Annotated in this window: 22 protein-coding genes; all 22 read left to right on the top strand. The window is 33.3% G+C overall.

The window, feature by feature from the left end:
* Positions 1-29: 29 nt before the first annotated feature.
* Positions 30-575 carry a hypothetical protein gene (locus ACF3OB_RS06135; protein WP_392447082.1) on the top strand — a complete coding sequence of 182 codons (546 nt, stop codon included), beginning with the start codon at positions 30-32 and terminating at the stop codon, positions 573-575.
* Between the two features lie 54 nt (positions 576-629).
* A complete protein-coding gene (murD, locus tag ACF3OB_RS06130) occupies positions 630-1,964 on the top strand; it encodes a UDP-N-acetylmuramoyl-L-alanine--D-glutamate ligase (protein WP_392447080.1) in 1,335 nt (444 codons plus the stop codon).
* A gap of 10 nt (positions 1,965-1,974) precedes the next feature.
* Complete coding sequence (locus ACF3OB_RS06125; RefSeq protein WP_095912133.1) at positions 1,975-3,216, top strand: FtsW/RodA/SpoVE family cell cycle protein; 1,242 nt, start codon at positions 1,975-1,977, stop codon at positions 3,214-3,216.
* A gap of 115 nt (positions 3,217-3,331) precedes the next feature.
* Positions 3,332-3,763: a hypothetical protein gene (locus ACF3OB_RS06120; RefSeq protein WP_392447079.1), complete on the top strand. Its 432-nt coding sequence runs from the start codon at positions 3,332-3,334 to the stop codon at positions 3,761-3,763.
* 12 nt (positions 3,764-3,775) lie between these two features.
* Positions 3,776-5,002, top strand: a complete 1,227-nt coding sequence (locus ACF3OB_RS06115) for a hypothetical protein (protein ID WP_392447077.1) — start codon at positions 3,776-3,778, stop codon at positions 5,000-5,002.
* A gap of 323 nt (positions 5,003-5,325) precedes the next feature.
* On the top strand, positions 5,326-6,150 hold the full coding sequence (locus tag ACF3OB_RS06110) for an RHS repeat protein (RefSeq protein ID WP_095900136.1): 825 nt from the start codon (positions 5,326-5,328) through the stop codon (positions 6,148-6,150).
* Between the two features lie 155 nt (positions 6,151-6,305).
* Positions 6,306-7,085 carry a hypothetical protein gene (locus ACF3OB_RS06105; protein WP_392447076.1) on the top strand — a complete coding sequence of 260 codons (780 nt, stop codon included), beginning with the start codon at positions 6,306-6,308 and terminating at the stop codon, positions 7,083-7,085.
* A gap of 84 nt (positions 7,086-7,169) precedes the next feature.
* Positions 7,170-8,123 carry a hypothetical protein gene (locus ACF3OB_RS06100; RefSeq protein ID WP_392447074.1) on the top strand — a complete coding sequence of 318 codons (954 nt, stop codon included), beginning with the start codon at positions 7,170-7,172 and terminating at the stop codon, positions 8,121-8,123.
* 75 nt (positions 8,124-8,198) lie between these two features.
* On the top strand, positions 8,199-8,621 hold the full coding sequence (locus tag ACF3OB_RS06095) for an SMI1/KNR4 family protein (protein ID WP_392447072.1): 423 nt from the start codon (positions 8,199-8,201) through the stop codon (positions 8,619-8,621).
* Positions 8,622-8,703: 82 nt separating this feature from the next.
* Entirely contained in the window at positions 8,704-9,636 is a 933-nt protein-coding gene (locus ACF3OB_RS06090; protein WP_206676008.1) for a hypothetical protein, read from the top strand.
* A 31-nt stretch (positions 9,637-9,667) separates the two neighbouring features.
* A complete protein-coding gene (locus ACF3OB_RS06085) occupies positions 9,668-10,228 on the top strand; it encodes a suppressor of fused domain protein (RefSeq protein ID WP_392447070.1) in 561 nt (186 codons plus the stop codon).
* Between the two features lie 165 nt (positions 10,229-10,393).
* Positions 10,394-10,957 carry an SMI1/KNR4 family protein gene (locus ACF3OB_RS06080; protein ID WP_392447068.1) on the top strand — a complete coding sequence of 188 codons (564 nt, stop codon included), beginning with the start codon at positions 10,394-10,396 and terminating at the stop codon, positions 10,955-10,957.
* A gap of 80 nt (positions 10,958-11,037) precedes the next feature.
* Entirely contained in the window at positions 11,038-11,640 is a 603-nt protein-coding gene (locus ACF3OB_RS06075) for a DUF6707 family protein (RefSeq protein WP_392447066.1), read from the top strand.
* 129 nt (positions 11,641-11,769) lie between these two features.
* Positions 11,770-12,339 carry a hypothetical protein gene (locus ACF3OB_RS06070; RefSeq protein ID WP_392447064.1) on the top strand — a complete coding sequence of 190 codons (570 nt, stop codon included), beginning with the start codon at positions 11,770-11,772 and terminating at the stop codon, positions 12,337-12,339.
* 190 nt (positions 12,340-12,529) lie between these two features.
* Positions 12,530-12,772, top strand: coding sequence for a hypothetical protein (locus ACF3OB_RS06065; protein WP_241697312.1), 243 nt, complete (start codon positions 12,530-12,532; stop codon positions 12,770-12,772).
* Positions 12,773-12,846: 74 nt separating this feature from the next.
* A complete protein-coding gene (locus tag ACF3OB_RS06060; protein ID WP_392447062.1) occupies positions 12,847-13,215 on the top strand; it encodes a hypothetical protein in 369 nt (122 codons plus the stop codon).
* Between the two features lie 69 nt (positions 13,216-13,284).
* Entirely contained in the window at positions 13,285-14,082 is a 798-nt protein-coding gene (locus tag ACF3OB_RS06055) for a hypothetical protein (protein WP_392447059.1), read from the top strand.
* Between the two features lie 52 nt (positions 14,083-14,134).
* Positions 14,135-14,938 (top strand): hypothetical protein, encoded by an 804-nt coding sequence (locus ACF3OB_RS06050; RefSeq protein ID WP_392447057.1) that lies wholly within the window; start codon positions 14,135-14,137, stop codon positions 14,936-14,938.
* 111 nt (positions 14,939-15,049) lie between these two features.
* Positions 15,050-18,010: a leucine--tRNA ligase gene (locus ACF3OB_RS06045; RefSeq protein WP_392447056.1), complete on the top strand. Its 2,961-nt coding sequence runs from the start codon at positions 15,050-15,052 to the stop codon at positions 18,008-18,010.
* A gap of 26 nt (positions 18,011-18,036) precedes the next feature.
* Positions 18,037-20,058, top strand: a complete 2,022-nt coding sequence (locus tag ACF3OB_RS06040; protein WP_392447054.1) for an AlwI family type II restriction endonuclease — start codon at positions 18,037-18,039, stop codon at positions 20,056-20,058.
* Positions 20,048-20,830 (top strand): site-specific DNA-methyltransferase, encoded by a 783-nt coding sequence (locus ACF3OB_RS06035; protein WP_172917502.1) that lies wholly within the window; start codon positions 20,048-20,050, stop codon positions 20,828-20,830. The genes ACF3OB_RS06040 and ACF3OB_RS06035 overlap by 11 nt, the downstream gene beginning before the upstream one ends.
* Positions 20,830-21,636: a DNA-methyltransferase gene (locus ACF3OB_RS06030; RefSeq protein ID WP_119652457.1), complete on the top strand. Its 807-nt coding sequence runs from the start codon at positions 20,830-20,832 to the stop codon at positions 21,634-21,636. The genes ACF3OB_RS06035 and ACF3OB_RS06030 overlap by 1 nt, the downstream gene beginning before the upstream one ends.
* Positions 21,637-21,675: the final 39 nt, after the last annotated feature.

The following is a 21,675-nucleotide window of genomic DNA, read 5'->3' as shown; positions in this document are numbered from 1 at the left end:
CGATTAATTATTTTAACATAAAAGAAAAAATGAAACAAAAAATACTATTTATCATACTTTGTGCAAACATTTTTGCCTCGTGTGAGAACGTCAATCAATTGGTAAATAACATCAGTAACGAAATATCGGAAAGCTCTGAACGCATTGAGACAGAAATTTCTAAAAGTACAAACCAAATTAAAGACGAAGTTTTAAAAAACGTCAATTTGGAAGCCATCACCAACGAGTTACTGAACGTAAAACATTTGGAAAGTATCGAAAATGTAGCTTTAAAGGTAGTTGAATATCAAAATATTGCCGAGAGAATTTCTCTTCTGCAAGAAAACATCACTGAAGGAGAGTTAGGAGCATTGGAAATACTCGCAATCACACAATTTACTAAAAATGCTCAGCAAGAACTTATGAAATTAAAGGAAGGAAATACCTCAATTGAAACCAAAAAGAAGATAGATTCTCTTTTAATTAACTATGAAAATGTTTTAAACAACTATTCTCAGCAAAATATGAGGAGAAATAATGAGTTTAATAATCGTTTTCAGGAAGATATGGAAGAAGACGAAGACTTTGATAACTAACTTAACAATCAATGTATGAAAAATGACATCGATTTATAGTTCAAAATATAAAAAATGAAAAAATTAGTAATTTTAGGAGGAGGCGAAAGCGGTGTTGGAGCTGCAATTCTTGGTAAAAAGAAGCATTGGGATGTATTTCTGTCTGACAAAGGCAAGGTAGCAACCAAATATGCTGAGGTACTCAATCAACATATCATTCGATGGGAGGAAAATAAGCATACCGAAAGTGAAATCCTCTCGGCAGATTGTATCATAAAGAGTCCAGGAATTCCTGATACGGTAGAAATCATCAAAAAAGCAAAGGAAAAACATATCGAAATCATTTCTGAAATTGAATTTGCCTATCGCTATACCAAAGGGAAGATTATTGCCATCACGGGTAGCAACGGAAAGACCACCACAACCAGCCTAACGTATCACATTCTGAAAGAAAGCGGACTGAATGTGGGCGTAGCAGGGAACATCGGGAAGAGTTTTGCTCAAATGGTAGCGGAAGATGATAAAGAATATTATGTTTTGGAAATCAGCAGTTTTCAACTGGACGGAATTACGAGTTTTAAGCCGCACATTGCCATTTTACTGAACATCACCCCCGACCATCTGGACAGGTATGATTACAAAATGGAGAATTATATCGCATCGAAATTCAGAATTACTGAAAATCAGACCGAAGATGATTATTTCATTTACGATGCTGATGATCCAGTGATAGAGCAATGGCTTGAAAAAAATCCCATTAAAGCAAAAAAATTGCCTTTTTCATTGGAAAAAGAAATTAAACAGGGTTCTTATAATCACAAAAATACAATAATAATTACGATTAATAATCATATGGTAGAGATGAATACAGAAGAAATTGCAATTAAAGGAAAACACAACGTGAAAAACTCAATGGCAAGTTCCGTTGCCTCACATCTTTTAAAAGTTCGTAAAGAAAAAATTCGCGAAAGCCTAAAAGGTTTTATTGGTGAACCACATCGTTTGGAGTTCGTTAAAACTGTAGAGGGTATAACTTACATAAATGACTCTAAAGCTACTAATGTAAACTCCGTTTTCTTTGCTTTGGACACAATGAAAACGCCCGTAGTGTGGATTGTAGGTGGTGTGGACAAAGGGAATGATTATTCTCCTTTATTGCCTTACGTTCACGAGAAAGTAAAGGCTATTGTATGCTTAGGAATTGACAATAATGCCATTTTACAATCTTTTGGCAACATTATTCCCAACATAGTGGAAACAAAAAGTATGGAGGAAGCCGTAAAATACGCTCGTAGATTTGCCACTGTAGGAGATACAGTGTTATTAGCTCCCGCTTGTGCAAGTTTTGACCTATTTGAGAACTATCAAGACCGCGGAAATACGTTTAGAAAAGAAGTAGAAAAACTATAAATAAATTCAAATGCAAAAGTGGATAGCACAAAACATTAAAGGAGATAAGGTTGTATGGGCTATCATATTGGTATTCACATTACTATCTTTCTTGGCGGTCTATAGTGCCAGTACTAATTTGGTTTATGTTGTGGGCAAAGGAACAACCTTTGGACATTTCATAAAACACGGATTTTTGATGGGAGTTGGATTCGTGATCATCTATTTGGTACACAAGGTTCCTTATCGATTTTCACGACCTATTTCTAAAATTGGAATTGTCTTGGCAGCCATATTTTTGGTTTTTGCGGCTGTGAAAGGAACAGTCATTGCGGGAGCTAATGCGAGTCGTTGGATTGAGGTTCCATTCGTGGGAGTATCGTTTCAGCCTTCAACCTTTGCTTTCGTTATGATTATGATTTATGTGGCTTCATATTTAGCAGAAAATTTCGAGAAAAAACCTACATTTTCAGATAGTTTTTGGCCCTTATGGATGCCTGTTGGTGTTACTATAATACTCATTGTTCCATCAAATCTTTCCACTTCGCTGTTGGTTGCTTTTTCTGTGATTATACTTACTTTCATCGGGAAACTTCCTATGCGAAATATTTTAAATTTTCTATCAATTTGTGCCGTAGGTGTTGTTATGTTCTATATAACAGCAAAAGCTTTTCCAGAACTGCTTCCGAGCCGAGCCTCCACGTGGGTTAGTCGTATTGACTCATTTACCGATAGCAATGAAAATAGTAGTGGAAGATTTCAAATTGAACGAGCCAAAATGGCAATTGCTAAAGGAGGTTTTTTAGGCGAAGGAGCAGGAAAGAGTACCATGAAAAACTTTTTACCACAGAGTTCATCCGATTTTATTTATGCAATCATTACGGAAGAATATGGCTCTTTCGGAGCTTTGATAGTGTTGTTGCTCTATATGTTACTACTATTCCGAATTATGGTGATTTCCATGAACGCACGGACGGTTTTTGGTCAGTTGTTAGTTTTGGGGATGGGATTACCCATTATTTTTCAGGCGTTTATTAATATGGGTGTTGCCGTTGAAATATTCCCTGTTACGGGGCAAAATCTTCCTCTTATCAGTAGCGGGGGTACTTCAATTTGGATGACTTGTCTTGCCTTAGGGTTAATTCTTTCCGTGAGTACATCAAAACGCAATAAGGAAGACAATCTTGAAAAAGATAAAAACATTGAAGATGTAGAAGAAGAATTAGCTGAGGGCATCATCAAAGGAATTCATAAAGGAAATGCTGAAAAGTAGTTTTTTTAGGATACAAATAAAAATTTTTTTCTCCATTTGTCTTCCAAACCTCTATGGATAGAGTAATGTTTTATTAAAAAATTACAAGATTAAATAACAAACAAAACAATTGATAATGAAAAAAATAGCAACAATCGTAACATTTTTACTCTCCTTACAAGGGTTTTCACAAACCATCATTTCGCAAACGTATTACGAAGGCACTATCGGAACGGACTTGAAAGTAGGGCTTTACCTCGCCATTAAAGAAACGGGATGTCCAAACACCTATGCCGAAGCCTATTACAAATACGAAAAATCCAACGAACGCATTTTGTTAGAGTCTTTTATGGACCACAAAGAAGAAAGATTTACTTTCGTAGAATTCGGAAATACAGGCATTTTAATACTCCATCGCAGAAGCGAAACTTTGGAAGGACTTTGGATAGCCCCTGACGGAAAAAAACAACTCCAAGTAAAGCTCAAAGCCTTACCACAATCCCAAAAAAGTTACGAGCGTATGGAAGACCATTACGAGCGACTCCATTACGAATCACACGATTGTTAATCAACTGAATTTATGAAAAATATATTATTTCTATTGCTGTTATTACTTTGTTCTTGCGATTTTTCTTCAAATAAAAAACAAAAAAGCAAAGAGAGCGTTTCAAATGATGAAATGTATGACAATGAGACTTCTAAAAATGATTCAATAACAGAGGTAACGTATATCAAATCATTTTTTAATGAAGATTTACCTCTTGAAATTCGTCAAATAAGCGAAAAGGAATTTCATACCGCTCAATCCAAAGCACGAAAAGGAGATTCAATCCCTAAAATTACAAACTTTGCTCAGGCGGAAAAACACCTGAAAGACATTGTAACATTTAGAAAAGATAGGGAATGGACGCTCTTTCCGCAGGAAATCCGTTTTCGTAACGGAACCAAGCTCGACACCATTTATGATTTGTTGAACGAAATTGGTTTTGTGGCTTATTTTCCTACCGAAGACATCGTACTTTTCGAGGGAGGGCATAGCTCTGATGTAAGTTTTAATCTCTCCAATGGCAAACAAACCGAAGAGGTCGGCAACCCTGAATTTGTGATAGCTTCGCCGAATAATAAAGCTCGGTTAAATGGTTTCTACGGAGGGCAAGAATGCGTGTTTTATTTCATTCAGCAGTACAAAAATGGTCAGTGGCAAAAAACCATCAACTTAGACCATATTTTTGAAAAAATTACAACAAAAATGCTTTGTAATCTCAGCGCTTTTTGGGCAGATGACACTACCTTGTATCTTGCACATCCCAATTATGACGAGCAGGGAACATTAGGATTTATCCATTATAAAATCATTCTAAAACCTACCGTTTCTGATGTGGCGTGGTCTGATTTTCCGGCCGTTTCTTTTCCTAAAAAGGAACAAACCAACGCCGATAATTACGATTCGTTACCTGCATTAAGTGCTAATCAAGCTCGGTTATTGCTTTCGGGATTGTTCCCTGATGCAGAAAATTTTAAACGCGTTTATAGCGTACCTTTCTCGGACGATTTTACTTCCGTAGTGGTGGCTTTTCAGCAGGGAGAACATCAATTTTCAACGATACTTTTTAATTTGGATAAAAACAATCAAATTATTGATTATCTTTTGATTGCTTATGATGAAATTGCCGAAAGTGCTGTATTTACAGAATCCGTTTTACACAAAAATTCGATTGTTGTAAGAAAAGAATTTTACGAAAATGTGATAACATTTACCTATGAAATCAGTCCGAAAGGGGAATTTGTTTTGAAAAAAATAGAATAAAATGATACGCAAAAAACGTATGATCATATGGAAGAGCATTAAAATAACTCAATTATGAAACATATAGCTAATCCTCTTTAAATTGTCGTTCTTTTCAAGAGTGAGTTTATGACCTTGGAGACGAAGCGTTAAAAAAATCAATGAATGGAGCGTGGAAAATATCCATTGTTTGAGCGAAGCGAGTTTGGAGATTTTCAGTGAAATTCATCTGATTTTTAGCGAAGTATCCAAAGTCTTGAATTTTTGGTTCTTTTGTTTCAAGACAAAAGAACAGAAAAAAAGACAAATTATATAGAGTTAGCTATACAATAAAACACCTCACAATGAAAAAAATAATCACACTCGCACTAATTTTCCTAAACGGAATGCTCTTGGCACAGCAATACAGACCGCTCTCCGAACAGAAAAACGGACTGATACTCTCAAAATTAGATTGGCAAAACGACCTACAATCCGAAAACCTCAAAGGAAAAATAAAATCAATCGAAACTTATTTTTATAACGAAGGTTCGCTTTCTCCGCAGGGGAAAGAATTTATGAAGCAGGAAAAACGATTTTTTGAATTGTTTAACTACAACCCACACGGAAACCTCACTGAACACTATCCCCCACACGATTCTATTCCCGTGGTTTGGAAGTATAACCCAAACCATCAGCCGATTGCGGTGAGCAGTCGTTGGGCAAATATTCAATATTTTTATGAAAACGGACTACTTGTGGGAGCTGTTTTAAAGACAGAAAATACCGTTACCGAAAGTAAAATTATTCTTAATGAGAAGGGAAACGTCATAAAACAAACGCTTTCCCGAAAAAAAATATCAGTAGGAGAGCATAATTTGGAATATGATGAAAACGGTTATCTTTCTAAAATTCAAGAAGTAAGTCCGCTCGGAATTTTGGATATTCTTTACACCAACGATTCGCACGGAAGGGTTTTAAAGGAAACGATACTTGAAAACGATGCTGTTGTAAAAACAAAAACGATGCAGTACAACCCCAACGGCGATTTGATACAAGAAATAGACGGAGCATATACCAAAACATTTTCGTATGAGTATGATAATCAAGGTAATTGGATGCTTCGATATGAATACATTAACGATAAACGAACGGGCATTACCGAAAGAGTCATTACCTATTATGAATAACGCCTTTTTGGAAACCTTCAACGGAAGCGGTTACATTGTTAAACGGGAGCGTACCTGTTAGTAAATAGGTACGCTCCCGTTAATCAATAGATACGTATCGGTTGAGACAATTCGGCGGAAGCATTAAAATAATATCAACTTTTTAGCATAGAAAAATGATGAACAAAAAACTAAAAATTCAGCATTTACTGAAATTATTTGTCGCTTTGGCGATGTATTCTTGTAGTAACGGACAAACGCCAACTGCGTACCACATCGGAAAAATTCCTCAATTGGAACGATTTGAAACGCTGACTAAAAACGAAATCCGTTTGGATTCTTTGAAAGACAAGCACCAAAAAGAAGAACTACAAATGATGCTCGACGGCAAAGCCTTTATCGAGGGAACGCCCCAAGAGTTTGTTCAAAAAATGATTGAAAAACATAAAATCACTGCTCTGCGATACAAAGACAACCGCAGCCGATATTTTGTTAAAACTTTAGCAAAGGGCAAGGAATATCCGTTTTTAAGCACGGAAGAGGAGCCTTTCACTACCGATTGTACTTGTGTGTTGGACAACGATACCATCAAAATACGAATGGGAATTTGGGTTTTCGGAGGTTTTCAGTTTAATATCAATCTGAGTAAGAACGATTTCCAAACCCTTTATTGGGAAGATACGCACGAGCGAAACACTTATAAACAAACTCTTTCCGATACACTGACGGACAATATCACTCTTGAAATGCAACAGCAAAAACTTATCTTGGCACAAAAGCCCACTTTTACTCTCGGAGAGGAATTGTTGGGGCATCTTACCTTCAAAACGAATGAATTTTATCAACAGGCAGAAGAAATTGATGCGGAAAACAGCCAAGATATGCTAAAAGTTGCTAAGGCGGGAGAGCTTTATTTCCGTTGCCAAGTACGGCAAAAAACGGAGGACGACAAATAATGGTATTGTTGGGGCTTATCGGAATCAGTTATAAACAAATGACGATGTAGTCGCAGGAAATTAGTAAAAAGTTTAAAAAATACAATGATGAATATTATAAAAGAAATAGAGATAAATAATTATCCTGAGGATAACACACCCGTTATCAATGTGTTTGATAATGGTACGAGTTTTTTGTTGTTTGAAGAATTTCCTATGGATGAAGAGGAAAATTATTTTTCGGAAGAGGAAAGTGACAATTTTGAGCAGATTTTATCCGAACTTATTGGGGTTAAAGTTGCTCAAGAAGACAGAGGGTGTTTTGTTTTAATGACCAATGACCTGCAAAAAATACAACAGGTAAAAGATTATTTAGAGGGGAAAAAGGTTGTCAAGAACAAAGTACGGAAGAATCTGAGAGCAAAAGAAATAAACACAATTATTCAAGAGCAAACCGAAGCGTTTTTTAAACAAGAAGGGTTTAAATATGTAAAAAAAGATATGGCGTATGTAAAAAAGACCGATACTTATCGCATTGAATACGGTTTTACTTATCTTGAATATCACCCTGAATATATGTATGATATTGTACTTTTTGTACAGCTTACAGAAGTAGAAAAAATATTCGGTAAAATAGATGGATTTGGGATTTTAGGACATACCTTCGTTTTTCCATTATCTTATTTTTTAAACATAGAATATTGGATAAATAACAATCCTATATGGTCTATAAGAGCAGAGGAAGATATTCCAGCTTTTAGTCAGGCGCTAATAGATTCTTATACTAAATATGTAAAAGATTTTATTCCCTTTATTACCCAGCCCCAAAATATGCTCAATTTTTTATTAGAGCAGATAGCTACAGGGGCAAGATATGCTAATACTGAGAATGTTTTTATAAGGGCTTTAATTTTGATGAAATTTTTAAATTATCCGATAGAAGAGATACAAAAAAGATTAGCAGAATTTAAGTCTAAATTGATTAAGTATGATGAAGATTTAAAAAAAATATATTATAAACAAATGGACAATGTAGTTGCGGGAAATTGGTATGAATGACAGTATTTTTAAAGACAACTCATACTCCCCATACGATATGGTGCATTAGCAAGGGTAAATTAAAATAAAAACATTATGGAATTTTCACAAACAGAACAAAAGCTCACCTTGGCGGATATGGATGATTTTGAAAGAAAAATCGGACTAAAACTTCCGCAAGATTTTAAAGCACACTATCTAAAATTCAACGGAGGCTATCCTTCTTTTGAGTATGTAAAAGGGCTGAGAAATATTTTTACGATAAATAGTTTTGATTCCATTAAATATGGAGCACTTCCCATAGAAAAACTGATAGACGACTTTCAAGAAAGTGGCGTGGATTTTAATAATAAAATTCCTTTTGCAAATGATAATGGCGATAATATCTTCTTAATTTCATTAGATGATTCAGATTATGGTAAGATTTATATCATTGAAGCCGAATTTTTAGAGGATAAAAATTATATTTTGGTTTCCGAATCTTTTACGGATTTTCTAAATTCTTTCTTTAATGAGTGATTTTTTTTGCATAATATCATTAAAAAGTTTATAACTTTGACATTACAGACAACATCGGTTCAAAAATAAAGTAGCTATAAAAATGGAAAAATTCACTGTTAAAGAATTAGAAGATAAGTTTGAAAACTTTATTTTCAATATAGATGATTATTTGGAAAGTATTCAGAATAAAGCAAAATCGCAAGGTTTAGACTTTAATTTGAGTATCAAAAGTGTAGATTTGATAGAAAAATATATCGTAAATAACGATATTACTATTGAAAACGATGATTACAACGATTTATCGGCATATTTAGGAGAAGTGGTCAGAAAAAATTTTAAAAATGCACAATGGAAATGCAATTTGGACAAAGTAAATAACTCGCTTTACTACGGTTTTCCTGTGATAGAAGGACACTCAACAGAAGGGATATTGCTGTCTCCTTTTCATCTGATAAAAGCATTTATTTTACGCAAAAAAGAAAGGCTATTATTGGGAGCTATTGAAAACCAAATAAATCCTGAATTGATAGATTGGTCTGATTTCCCAACCGAAAAACAAATTGACCCAATATGTAAAAAAAGAAATATTATGAGCTACACACAAGATAATTTCCAAGATTGGATTTTTTATATTGATGATAAAATGGACGATTTTACCCAAAATTTCGCCCAACAACATCATCTTACATTGGATTATAGTATCCAATCTTTGGATGATTTGGAACAATGGATATTTACCAACTTTGAGAATAATACGTTGTTGATAGAAAATGCAAAGCTATTAGATTTATTAACGATATATATCGGAGAAACATTTAGAAAACATATCGGCGGAAAATGGGTTATGGATACCGAAAATAAAAAAAACGCTTACTATATGTTGCCTGTTTTAACAGATAAAAAATATAAAGTAGAAAAATATGTTGCTCCTTCAACATTTGCTACCGCTTGTATTTCCAGAAAAAAAGGAAATTATATCAGCACGATTTTAAAAAATAATATGGCAGATATGGGAATTGCAATTGAGGAGTGATTTTTTAATGAGTAAATATTTTTTTAGAACAATGAAACCAAGTCAATATCAAATTAATTTATTTAAAAAATTGTCCCCAATACTTGGGACACAGCCAAAAGTAGAGCTTTATGGTGACGAAACAGGGAATTTTTCTATAAGGATACTCTCTTGTCCTGACCCTGTCGATAAAAAAGTACTTTTTTATAGTACATTAGGGTTATCTGAATTAGCTTCTGAAAATAATCATACAGAAATATTAGCAGCTTCTTATGTTCAGTTTAAAGATTTTTCTAATGTATTAAGCTCTATTGCTTTTTTTATTTTGAAAGATAAATGGAAATCAGTAGAAGGAGCTGTTTTCCAAACTTTAATAGAAATGTATTATCCAAATATAGAAATGAAGCATATTTACTTTACTTCCCCTTTCTTGTGGGAAGATAAATTGGAGGAATTTTCTATAAATGAAGTTAATATTAATTTTTTATTAGCAATTCCCATTTCTAATAATGAGTTAGAGTATTTAACTCAATATGGAAAAGATGCTTTGGAAGATTTATTTGAGCAAAAGAATATTGATATTTTTGATATTGAAAGGGAATCTGTATTATAAATTGCGTTGAAAAGAAATAAAAAACCACGTGTGGTTTTATCTAAAACCTAATGTGGTTTTGTTCAAAACATAGCTATATTTTATTGAAATGTAGTTATGTTTTTTTATAAACATAGCGGTTTTGCCCTCATTACCAAAAAGTTTATAACTTTGACATCGCCGATAATGAAAATTATTATGAACAGCGTAAAAAGTACTTATCCCGTATCTAAATCGGAAAATTTAGAAAAATTGACTGCATTTGAACAAGCATATTTTAATATTCCTAATGATTTTAGGGAATATTTGATTAGCTATAATGTTGCCAAACCAAGAAAAACCTATTATAAAGATAGGGTGGAATTTGACTTGAACTACTTGTTCGGTTTTTCTAAGAATGCTTACGAAGATTTTTTGGAAACGATAAAAACCTATACCAATAGAACAGATAAAAATTTATTCCCTATTGGTAGTGTGGATGGTGGCGATTTGCTTTGTATGGATAAAAATACACAGGAAATATACTATTGGAACCACGAAATAAATGATCAAGGTTTAGAGGGAAATAATACGCCTGCAACTAAAATTTCGGCTAATCTTGATGAGTTTTTGGAAAGTCTTACTATTTCTTCAGAGCCAACAGAGTATGAAATACAACAGGCTATTAAAAATAGCGAAGTACTTTATACTTCGGATGATTTTGATGAACTATTTGCAGAATATTTAATTGATGACTCAGATGATGAATAAAACTTTTTCCTTATAAAAGGCTCAGCATCAAGAAAGAAATGGGTTTGTGATTGAATTTATAATTTTATCTTAAATGAACAATGAAAAATATTTTAGAAAAAATAGAAAGCAAATTTGAAAATCAAAAACCTTATGCTTTTGTTATTGAAGCTACTAAAGTTAATTTAGAATTACCTTCCTTTTTAAGAAAATTATGTAAGAGTGCCTATATTGCACATCTACAGGGTAATATTGAGTTTTGTGAGGAAATTTTATCATTAATAATTGATATACCTTTTGCGGGGAATTATGATATATGGACTTGGGTTGAATCTAGCATAGGTCTAAAAATGTTCATTTCTCTAGAAAATAATCAAAGAGATGTTTATGATAGATTAAAGAAAATAATCTATGATCAATTTGAGTATACAGGCTTACCCGAATCCACAAGAAGAATAAATTTAAAAGTCTTTAAAAGAAGAATGACGGGATCATCTTTGCAGACTATTAGAGAAAAAATAAATAAATACAATCACGAGAAGGACTTTCAATTTGAATTTATGTATTTAATTGGTTATTATTCTGATCTTATCCTTATTTATGCTATCAATGAGGGAAATGTAGAGGAGCATATAAAAAATGAGTTAGATTTTACCAAAAATAGGATTTTAGAGATAATCAATCACTATCAATCTAATCCATAATAACTTAAAAAGATGCGAGTTAAGTATGGTTTCACTCAAAATATAACTATATTTTATTGAAATGCAGTTATGTTTTTTGAAAAAAACTGAAAAATAACTATTATATATAGCAAACAGAGATTTATAAAAATGAAAAACAGATTTTACCATTTCATAATGTTCGGTTTTCCCTTATTGGTTACCATTTTTTTTGTATCCGTTATAAAGAAAACAGATTCTAATTTAGAGCCTGTAAGAGAAGTGGTAGTTACTGAAAAATTGCAAACAAATAAAATAACAATTGATAAACACGCCAGTAAAAGAAGGGTTTATTTTTTTGTTGAAAAACAAAATCAAAAAATAAAATTTGAAAGAAAATATAATGGCTTGGTTACCAATTGGGCAAAAGTAGCAGAATATAAAAAATATGAAAATAGCGAGACGCAATATTTCTATATAGAAAAAAATACACAATTTAACCCAAAAGAAAATATTCCCTTTTTTGGACTCAATCAATCTGAAAAAAATCTTACTTATTATTTTGATATTTTTCTTTTCTTTAGAGAGAAATATTTTTTTGCATTGCTATCATTATTTATTGGATTTATCTTTGGCGGTGGTTATATCATTGATATCTCTGGCGGAATTTCTTCAAATAAATCGTTGAGTATTATGTTCTTCTTAAATATTGTTTATTTGTTGTTTTTAATTATTTGGTGATTTAAAAGTCAAAAATACAATTTATATATCCTGTAATAAATCATTTTGCATAAGTAAATCAAAGATAAAAACTGCAAATAATGGAGGATTTTTTTGGGATTTTATATTTCCCCACTTATTTCCTCGCTTTCGTTCATATCTTTCAAAGGGGGAATTGGTACGAAAAAATATTTTGGCTTAGCGGTAAAAAATGCGACAATTAGTAAAAATGAAAATGAATAAAAAATATTTGGTTGCGATTATAGGTTTTTTGGCAGGTGTAATTTTCTATCTGTTTGGCGTAATGGTATCTAATTCAGAAGTTTCTTCGGTAGCTCCTACGCTCAGAGAACTATTGCGAAACGTGGACTACGTTTTTTTGTTTTTATACGGAATTATAGGATTTATAATGCTGTATATTGTGATAAAGATGTTTAATAAACTCACTAAATAGACAAAGCAAGACGCTCAAATTTACCAAATTATACATTGTAATACCCTTAAAAAACTAATGATAACTGTAAGAAGATGAAATTATTAATATCACCGCAAGAAAAAGAAAATTGGAAAATAAATAAGGAAAAATTTATATCTCAACTGAAAGATATTTTTGAAGATATAGAAATTACAGAAATAAAAGATGAAAAAAGAAATTTTTGTTACGAATGGAAAATAGAATCTTCAAATAGTTTTTTTTATGGCTTATTGGATAAACAGTTAAATGGGGTATATTTTGAATCTAATTCTATATCTATCATTCATAAATTTTCAAATTTTGTTAGAAAATTTATGCCAGCAGAATCTGAAATTTTAATGTATGATGAAGATTTTACAACTTATACGGTACTTCCTTATACAGGAATAGAAATATCTGAAATAATGATTTTTAAGAAATAAAACATCTTTTAGAAATATAAAAAATTCTATTTTTGTCTTTTAAAAAGGTATTAATTTGGCAAATGAAATATGAAAACCATTAAAAGTTTAATCCCATTATTTACAGTTGCCCTTATGATGTATAGTTGCTCATCTCCCAAGCTCGGAAAAGACCGTTTGGATTTGGAAAAGTTCGACTTGAATTTCGATGTTGATGCTTTTTATACCGATGAAATTAAGAAAGGCAAAGAAAATATGAAAGAATTGGAGAAACTCGAGCAAAAAAGAGAAAAGGAAGGGTTTTCTGAAAAGGCAAGAAAAGAATTGGTCAAAAAAGCTTGGAAACTTCTCAATTTTAAGAGTATTCGAAAAGATACAATTTTTAACGCCCAATTTTACGAGTACGAACGAAGTCCGATAGCGTATCGATATGATATGTGGGGCTGGAATTCTGCTGACAGTTTGGCGAATTATCATAAGATGCACTTTCATAAAATAAATATGGCAACAAGCCTTAAAGGTGATTTTATGGCGTTAGTCGCCCAAAGCCAAGGCGAAGGTACGGACGATTTTGAAGCCTTACTCCGTTATTTGGAGCAAAAACACGGTAAGGTAACGGTAAAAGAAAAAAACTTCTTCCGAAATTTTCCTATTTATTATTGGGAGTTGGATGACCGCCTATTGGCAATGATTTCTAAACAACAAAAACAGGCAAATCTAATACTGAAATTAAGTAAAGAAGCTACTGAAAACAATCCAACGACAGATACCATTAGATTTAATACAACCCATTTGTTTATACTCAATAACCAATACAAATACGATAGTATCATTAGTAATTTTCGCTCTGGCGATTGGATAGATTTTAATGCAGTTCTCAAAAAGTGATTTTCTGTATTTTAATAATGTAATTGTTTAATTTTTAAATATTTATAAAAGTATGAAAGCCATTAAAAGTTTAACCTTATTCTTTATTTTTATCCTTATGTTGCATAGTTGTTCGTCTCCCAAGCTCGGAAAAAATCGATTGGATTTGGAAAAATTCGATCTAAATTTTGATGTAGCCGCTTTTTATACCGATGAAATCGAAAAAGCTGAAAAAAATATGAAAGAATCCGAGAAAATTTTGGAAAAAAGAAACAAGGAAAATCTTTCCGAAAAGGAAAGAGAAAAATTGACTGAGAAAATTTGGGAACTTTTGCGTTTTCACGTCATTCAAATAGACACCGTTTTTAAAGGTGAATTTACGAAAGAAAAAACTCCGATGGCGTATCGATACGATATGCGAAGTTGGAGTACTCGTGATAGCTTGGCATATTTTCAGAAAATGCACTTTTGCAAAATCAATATGGCAACTAGTCTTAAAGGCGATTTTATGGCGTTAGTTGCTGAAAGTGAAAGCAAAGGTACGGACGATTTTAAAGCCTTACTTGATTATTTAGAACAAAAACACGGCAAACCAACGGTAAAAGAAAATAGTTTTTATAACGATTCATTTACCTATCATTGGGAGTTGGACGACCGCCTACTGGCAATTTTTTCTCGTTACGATAACAAAGAAAGCACCCTAAAATTGGGCATCGAAGTTACCGAAGATGGCGTAAAAGCAGACACTACCAAACAGCCCACCCACGTAACGCGTTTGTTTATACTCAAAAATCAATACAAGCAAGATAATATTTTAAGGCGTTTTACTCGTGGCGATTGGATTTCTTTTAACGACATACTTAGCGATGATAGATAAATTTTCTGGAGATACGTTTGTTAAACATAAAAATATTACTTTTGCATTTTAATCAGATTATTAACCATTTAATAAAAATTCCCTTTCTTTTGGAGAGGGTTGCGGAGAGAAATGAACTACAACCATAAAGACATTGAAGCCAAATGGCAAAAATATTGGGCAGAAAACCAAACTTTTAAAACAGAAAACAATTCGGAAAAGCCGAAATTTTATGTATTAGATATGTTTCCGTATCCGTCGGGGGCAGGATTGCACGTGGGGCATCCGCTGGGGTACATTGCGTCGGATATTTTCGCACGATACAAACGCCACAAAGGCTTCAATGTGTTGCATCCGCAGGGGTACGACAGTTTCGGACTTCCTGCCGAGCAATACGCCATACAAACCGGGCAACATCCTGAAAAAACCACTCGTGAAAACATAGCTCGTTACCGCGAACAGCTCGATAAAATCGGGTTTTCGTTCGATTGGAGTAGAGAAGTAAGGACTTCAAATGCTGATTATTACAAATGGACGCAATGGATTTTCATTCAGTTGTTCCACTCGTGGTACAATAACCACACGGACAAGGCGGAAGATATTCAGACGCTCGTTCAGCATTTCGAGCAATTCGGAACGGAAAACCTAAATGCGGCTCAGACCGAAGAGCTTCACTTTACCGCCGAGCAATGGAAAAATTACAGCGAAGAAGAAAAACAAAACATTCTACTCAATTATCGTTTGGCGTTTCGTGCCGAAACTACCGTTAATTGGTGTCCGGCTTTGGGAACGGTTTTAGCGAACGATGAGGTGGTAAATGGCGTTTCGGAACGAGGCGGATATCCTGTTTTTCAAAAGAAAATGACGCAATGGAGTATGCGTATTACCGCTTATTCCGAGCGATTGTTGCAAGGCTTAGAATCGGTGGATTGGAGTGAATCTGTAAAAGAAAGCCAACGCAATTGGATAGGAAAATCAAAAGGGGCGTTAATCAAGTTTAAAGTTCTAAGTTCAAAGTCCCAAGACGTTGAACCTGAAACTTCAAACGTTGAACATATTACCGTTTTTACAACAAGACCCGACACCATTTTCGGCGTAACTTATCTCACTTTGGCTCCTGAACACGAATTGGTTTTACAAATTACAACCGAAGCACAAAAACAAGCCGTTTTGGATTATATCGAAGCGACTTCTAAGCGTTCGGAAAGAGATAGAATGGCGGATACCAAAACTATTTCGGGCGTATTTACGGGAGCGTATGCCGAGCATCCGATTACCAAACAATCCATTCCGATTTGGATAGGCGACTATGTGTTAGCAGGTTACGGCACTGGGGCGGTGATGGCGGTTCCTGCCGGGGACGAACGTGATTATGCCTTTGCAAAACATTTTGCAGGTGCGGAAGGAATGCCTGAAATCATCAATATTTTTGATAAAGATATTTCGCAAGGAGCTTACACGGAAAAGGGTGGTTTCAAATTGCAAAATTCGGATTTTCTTAACGGAATGGATTACGAAGAAGCCACCGAAAAAATCCTTGAAGAATTGGAAAAAACGGGAGTAGGCAAGGCTAAAATCAACTACCGACAAAGAGATGCTATTTTCTCGCGTCAGCGGTATTGGGGCGAACCTGTGCCTGTTTATTATAAAAACGGAATGCCTTACACGTTGCCGCTTTCAGCCTTGCCGTTGGAACTTCCTGAAGTGGAAAAATACCTCCCAACCGAGGATGGCGACCCACCATTAGGAAACGCAAAAGAATACGCTTGGAACGAAGCCGAAGAAAAAATTGTAAGTACTGATTTGATTGATAATCAATCGGTTTTTCCTTTGGAACTTTCTACGATGCCGGGTTGGGCGGGGTCGTCTTGGTATTGGCTTCGCTATATGGACGCACACAACGAAAAGGAATTTGCCTCGCAAGAGAGCCTAAATTATTGGCAAAATGTAGATTTGTACATTGGTGGAAGCGAACACGCCACAGGGCATTTATTATATTCTCGTTTTTGGAATAAATTCCTCAAAGACAGAGGATTTATACAAGCCGAAGAGCCTTTTCAAAAAATGATAAATCAAGGAATGATTTTAGGAACAAGTGCGTTTGTGTATCGATTGGAAGGTACAAATACGTTCATTTCGAAAGGGCAAATTGGCGATAAAAAAGTACAAGCCATTCACGCAGATGTGTCATTAGTAAACAATGCTTCGGAATTGGATATTGAAGGCTTTAAACAATGGCGACCTGATTTTAAAAATGCTGAATTTATTTTGGAGAATGGAATCCCCCTAACCCCCGAAGGGGGAACTAAGGGCGTAAATGCTACAAATAGTTTACCATCAATAGGTTCAAAAGCTCCTTCTCCTTCGGAGAGGGCGGGGGGAGAGGCTTATATCGTTGGTCACGAAGTAGAAAAAATGTCGAAATCCAAATACAATGTCGTGAATCCTGATGATATTTGTGAGCAATACGGAGCAGATACATTGCGTTTGTACGAAATGTTTTTAGGTCCGTTGGAACAGGCAAAACCTTGGAACACGGCAGGAATCACAGGCGTTTCAGGCTTCTTGAAGAAGTTTTACAACCTGTATTTCGATGGCGATGCGGTTTCGATTTCCAACGAAGAACCAACCAAAGAAGAATACAAAATCTTGCATACGCTCATCAAAAAAGTGGCGTACGACATTGAGAATTTCTCGTTCAATACTTCGGTATCGGCGTTTATGATTGCCGTGAATGAACTCCAAAAACTAAAATGCAACAAACGAGCGATTTTAGAACCGATGGCAGTGCTGATTTCGCCGTATGCACCGCACATTGCCGAAGAATTGTGGGAAGTTTTAGGACACAACGAAAGCATCAGCCAAGTGCCGTTCCCAACTTTTGAAGAGAAATATTTGGTAGAAAGCACCAAAGAATATCCGGTGTCGTTCAACGGAAAAGTGCGTTTCAAAATCGAATTGCCTTTGGATTTATCTAACGAAGAGGTAGAGAAAATAATCTTAGCAGACGAACGCACCCAAGCCCAACTCGGTGGCAACCCTCCGAAGAAAATCATCGTAGTAAAAGGGAAAATCGTGAATGTGGTGGGGTAGGGACGAGATATAATAAATTTGAGTAAATGAATATTTATAAAAAAATAACATCAAATAGTGGTTTGGTTTCCTTTGGGAATACGGGAGCAAGACTAAGCGACCCAAGAGCGATTTATGTAAAAATTTTATCTGCACTTGTTGAATTTAGAAAGCAAAATGCAAATTGGGAAAATGCAGACCAAATAGATTTTGGTAAGTTACTTACTGAACTTGATATTTTCGATATAAAAACCAATAATGTTGTAAGTTCAGATAAAGATGTTAGAGTAAAAACAAGTTTCATTTCGCAATTGGGTTTTACAACGGAAGAACGAGTTGTAACAAATATAGGAAGAGAATTGATAGAAAATTCACAATCCTATGATATTAATAACTTTGAAATATCAAAAGATAGTTATACCTACTTAAAGCAATTCTTAAAATATCAACAGAATGATTTTAAAATTCTTCCTTTATTATCATTAATTTATTCGGTGATCGAATTTGAAAATAAGTTGCCAATTGATTTTGTAACTTATATTTGGGCAAGTTCACAAACGAAGGAAGAACTTGTCCAAAACATTGAAAATTATAAATTAAATTCTGATTATCGTGAGGTAGTTTATAAAGCCATTGCAAATTCTGAAAGTACAAAAACGGCACAGGAAAATATTGAATTATTTTTTAATTCTTTTGATGTTTCTCACACAGAGAATTTATCAGAACTTTTGTATGAAATTTTTCCTCACGGAAAGGGTAACAGCTTTAAAGATAAAACAATAGGATTATTTTACGACATTTATTTGTATTGGAAAAATAAGAATCAATGGAATAAGACAGAGAAAAGAAATTTTATTCAAAACAGACTAAAATCACGCTATAAAGATATTTCAAGCAAAAAACCAAGTTTTTACTTAGAAATATTATTTGATACAACATTATTAAATAATTCTTCGGATTGGAACACTATAATTTCATTTTTTGAAAAAACATCTTTAATTGCATCTAAAACAGAAAAAGATTTTATACTGAATTTTCATATTCTGTATATGTATATTAAAAAATTATCTGTTTGTGAGGAATATAGAGATTTGAATACAAGACATTTGAAATTATTAGATATTTTTATTTTTGAGTATGATAACATCAAACTTGATATTGTCTTTTGGTATTTATTTAAATCGGTAAAAAATAATTTTCTGAGTATAGAACCTATTTCATCAAATTTAGAATATAGAAAACATTTAGAGACCAATCATAAAGAAATAGGAGATGTATATGATTTTCTAAAAATAAATTTTAAAGATTTATCAGCTCAAATAGCTACCGATTTTCCTGAAATTAAAAAACTTGGGTTACAGAATTTTACTCAAAAGAAAAAGGAAGAACGATTATTAAATTTAATCAACAATATATTTACAAAAGAAAATATTATTACTATTTTTGAGAATATTTATCCGAGAAATGACAAAAAAATAAGGGATTTTATCAAGGATAAATATCAAGAATACGAAGCAACAATTCCTGCTTTATTTGAGTATTTATTGGGAATATCTTTTTATTGGCTTTCAGGAAAAGAAGTTAAATTATCCAACATTCTTAATTCGAATTTGGACGCAAATCTTTTGCCCAAAACGCATATGGGAGGAGGACAAGCTGATGTTATTGTTAGTTATAAAGATAAGGATTATTTGATTGAAGCGACATTGAGTGATAACGATGGACAAAGGAAAATGGAAGCAGAACCAGTTCCACGACATTTGGCTAAACATATATCAGAAGTAAATCCTAATAGTTTGGCTTTATTTGTGGCAGGGCAACTTGATAGAAATAATTTAGTAGTATTAAGAAATTATAAATTTTCTCCCTGGTACTATTCTGATGAATATTTTGTAGATTCAATGGATATACTGCCATTATCAGTTTCAAATATGATTTATCTCTTGAAAAATGAAAATAATTTTGAATTACTTCAAGACAAGTTTACAAAATTGTTAAATTCCGATACAAGAGATGGTTTTAAATGGTACAAAGAAGAAGTAGATAAGATTTTTACGAATGGAAATTAATAAAATATACAAAGGAGATTGCGTAGAAATCCTTAAAAATCAAATAGATGAAAATTCTATAAATTTGATTTTTGCAGATCCACCTTATAATCTTTCAGGAAATACATTAAATCTTGAAAATAATAAAACGGGGGGAGCGTTTTACAAAGTGAATGAAGAGTGGGATACATTTGATGATGATGATTATGTACAATTCACAACTAATTGGCTAAAAGGATGCCGTAGAGTACTAAAAGACAATGGAAGTCTTTATATTTCTTGTACCCAACATAATATAGGAGAAATTTTAGTTGAAGCAAAAAAAATGGGTTTTAAACTCAATAATGTACTAACTTGGTATAAAACTAATGCTATGCCAAATATTACTAAACGAACTTACACGCATTCGACGGAGTTTGTTTGTTGGTTTGTAAAGGGCAAAAATTGGGTTTTTAATTATGATGAAGTTAAGAAATTTAATCCAAATAAGACGAAGGAAGGAAAAGACAAGCAAATGCGTGATTTTTTGGATTTTATAGAATTACCTATTGTTCAAGGTAAAGAACGATTAAGAGGAGATAATGGAAGAGCGTTACACCCAACTCAAAAACCCGAAAAACTTTTGGAACTTATCATTAAGGCTTCATCAAATGAGAATGATATTGTTCTTGACCCTTTTTTTGGTACAGGAACAACAGGTTTTGTTGCTCAAAAATTGAATCGAAATTGGATTGGAATAGAAAATAATCCTAAATATATCGAAATAGCAAAACAAAGATTAATATTAGAATAATGACTATATCTGAAACTACAATAAATTTACAATTGGGAAATTGTATAGAACTTTTGAAAAAAATCCCATCAGGAAGTATTGATCAAATTTTTGCAGACCCACCTTACAATTTGTCAGGAGCAACATTTCAAACGGTTCAAAGTGGAAAAATGGTTACTTGTGATAAGGGGGAATGGGATATAATAGAAGATATAGATAAGTTTAATGAGCTGTGGATTAAGGAGTGTATTCGTGTTCTTAGTGATAATGGAACTATTTGGATTTCAGGTACATTGCATAATCACCCATCAGTTGGCGTAATTTTAAAAAAACTTAATTTATGGGTTATTAATGATGTTATTTGGTTTAAAAGAAATGCAGCTCCTTTGCTATCAAAAAATCGCCTTGCTCCATCAACAGAACTCATTTGGGTAGCCAGTAAATCCAAAAAGTATTACTTTGATTACGAAATGGCTAAAATGATAAATGGAGGAAAACAAATGCGAAATCTTTGGGAAATCAATGCAGAAAGACACAAAACCTCGCATCCCACAGAAAAACCTGAAACACTTTTAGAGAGAATTCTATTGTTAGGGAGCCAAGAGGGAGATATTATTCTTGATCCATTTACAGGAAGCGGAACAACAGGCGTAGTAGCAAAACGATTAAAAAGAAATTTTATTGGTTTTGAAATTAGTCCAGAATATTTTGAAATTGCTAAAAACAGGATTGATAGTATAAAAGATTGCAATAAGGCAATCTATTCGGAAAAATTACTACAACAAAACACTCAATTGGAAATATTTTTAAAACAAAAATATTTTTAAATCCGTCAAATCGTGAATGTGGTGGTGTAGGGAGATATC

The sequence above is a fragment of the Capnocytophaga canis genome (assembly GCF_043187445.1).
In the GTDB taxonomy this organism is placed as follows: Bacteria; Bacteroidota; Bacteroidia; order Flavobacteriales; family Flavobacteriaceae; genus Capnocytophaga; species Capnocytophaga canis.
Note: the sequence above shows the minus strand (reverse complement) of the source record. Positions and strands in the feature narration are given on the sequence as shown.

What these genes read in the sequence shown, in the direction of transcription:
- ACF3OB_RS06135 (WP_392447082.1), top strand. Translation starts at nt 30, where the DNA reads ATGAAACAAAAAATACTATTTATCATACTTTGTGCAAACATTTTTGCC.
- murD (WP_392447080.1), top strand. Translation starts at nt 630, where the DNA reads ATGAAAAAATTAGTAATTTTAGGAGGAGGCGAAAGCGGTGTTGGAGCT.
- ACF3OB_RS06125 (WP_095912133.1), top strand. Translation starts at nt 1,975, where the DNA reads ATGCAAAAGTGGATAGCACAAAACATTAAAGGAGATAAGGTTGTATGG.
- ACF3OB_RS06120 (WP_392447079.1), top strand. Translation starts at nt 3,332, where the DNA reads ATGAAAAAAATAGCAACAATCGTAACATTTTTACTCTCCTTACAAGGG.
- ACF3OB_RS06115 (WP_392447077.1), top strand. Translation starts at nt 3,776, where the DNA reads ATGAAAAATATATTATTTCTATTGCTGTTATTACTTTGTTCTTGCGAT.
- ACF3OB_RS06110 (WP_095900136.1), top strand. Translation starts at nt 5,326, where the DNA reads ATGAAAAAAATAATCACACTCGCACTAATTTTCCTAAACGGAATGCTC.
- ACF3OB_RS06105 (WP_392447076.1), top strand. Translation starts at nt 6,306, where the DNA reads ATGATGAACAAAAAACTAAAAATTCAGCATTTACTGAAATTATTTGTC.
- ACF3OB_RS06100 (WP_392447074.1), top strand. Translation starts at nt 7,170, where the DNA reads ATGATGAATATTATAAAAGAAATAGAGATAAATAATTATCCTGAGGAT.
- ACF3OB_RS06095 (WP_392447072.1), top strand. Translation starts at nt 8,199, where the DNA reads ATGGAATTTTCACAAACAGAACAAAAGCTCACCTTGGCGGATATGGAT.
- ACF3OB_RS06090 (WP_206676008.1), top strand. Translation starts at nt 8,704, where the DNA reads ATGGAAAAATTCACTGTTAAAGAATTAGAAGATAAGTTTGAAAACTTT.
- ACF3OB_RS06085 (WP_392447070.1), top strand. Translation starts at nt 9,668, where the DNA reads ATGAAACCAAGTCAATATCAAATTAATTTATTTAAAAAATTGTCCCCA.
- ACF3OB_RS06080 (WP_392447068.1), top strand. Translation starts at nt 10,394, where the DNA reads ATGAAAATTATTATGAACAGCGTAAAAAGTACTTATCCCGTATCTAAA.
- ACF3OB_RS06075 (WP_392447066.1), top strand. Translation starts at nt 11,038, where the DNA reads ATGAAAAATATTTTAGAAAAAATAGAAAGCAAATTTGAAAATCAAAAA.
- ACF3OB_RS06070 (WP_392447064.1), top strand. Translation starts at nt 11,770, where the DNA reads ATGAAAAACAGATTTTACCATTTCATAATGTTCGGTTTTCCCTTATTG.
- ACF3OB_RS06065 (WP_241697312.1), top strand. Translation starts at nt 12,530, where the DNA reads ATGCGACAATTAGTAAAAATGAAAATGAATAAAAAATATTTGGTTGCG.
- ACF3OB_RS06060 (WP_392447062.1), top strand. Translation starts at nt 12,847, where the DNA reads ATGAAATTATTAATATCACCGCAAGAAAAAGAAAATTGGAAAATAAAT.
- ACF3OB_RS06055 (WP_392447059.1), top strand. Translation starts at nt 13,285, where the DNA reads ATGAAAACCATTAAAAGTTTAATCCCATTATTTACAGTTGCCCTTATG.
- ACF3OB_RS06050 (WP_392447057.1), top strand. Translation starts at nt 14,135, where the DNA reads ATGAAAGCCATTAAAAGTTTAACCTTATTCTTTATTTTTATCCTTATG.
- ACF3OB_RS06045 (WP_392447056.1), top strand. Translation starts at nt 15,050, where the DNA reads ATGAACTACAACCATAAAGACATTGAAGCCAAATGGCAAAAATATTGG.
- ACF3OB_RS06040 (WP_392447054.1), top strand. Translation starts at nt 18,037, where the DNA reads ATGAATATTTATAAAAAAATAACATCAAATAGTGGTTTGGTTTCCTTT.
- ACF3OB_RS06035 (WP_172917502.1), top strand. Translation starts at nt 20,048, where the DNA reads ATGGAAATTAATAAAATATACAAAGGAGATTGCGTAGAAATCCTTAAA.
- ACF3OB_RS06030 (WP_119652457.1), top strand. Translation starts at nt 20,830, where the DNA reads ATGACTATATCTGAAACTACAATAAATTTACAATTGGGAAATTGTATA.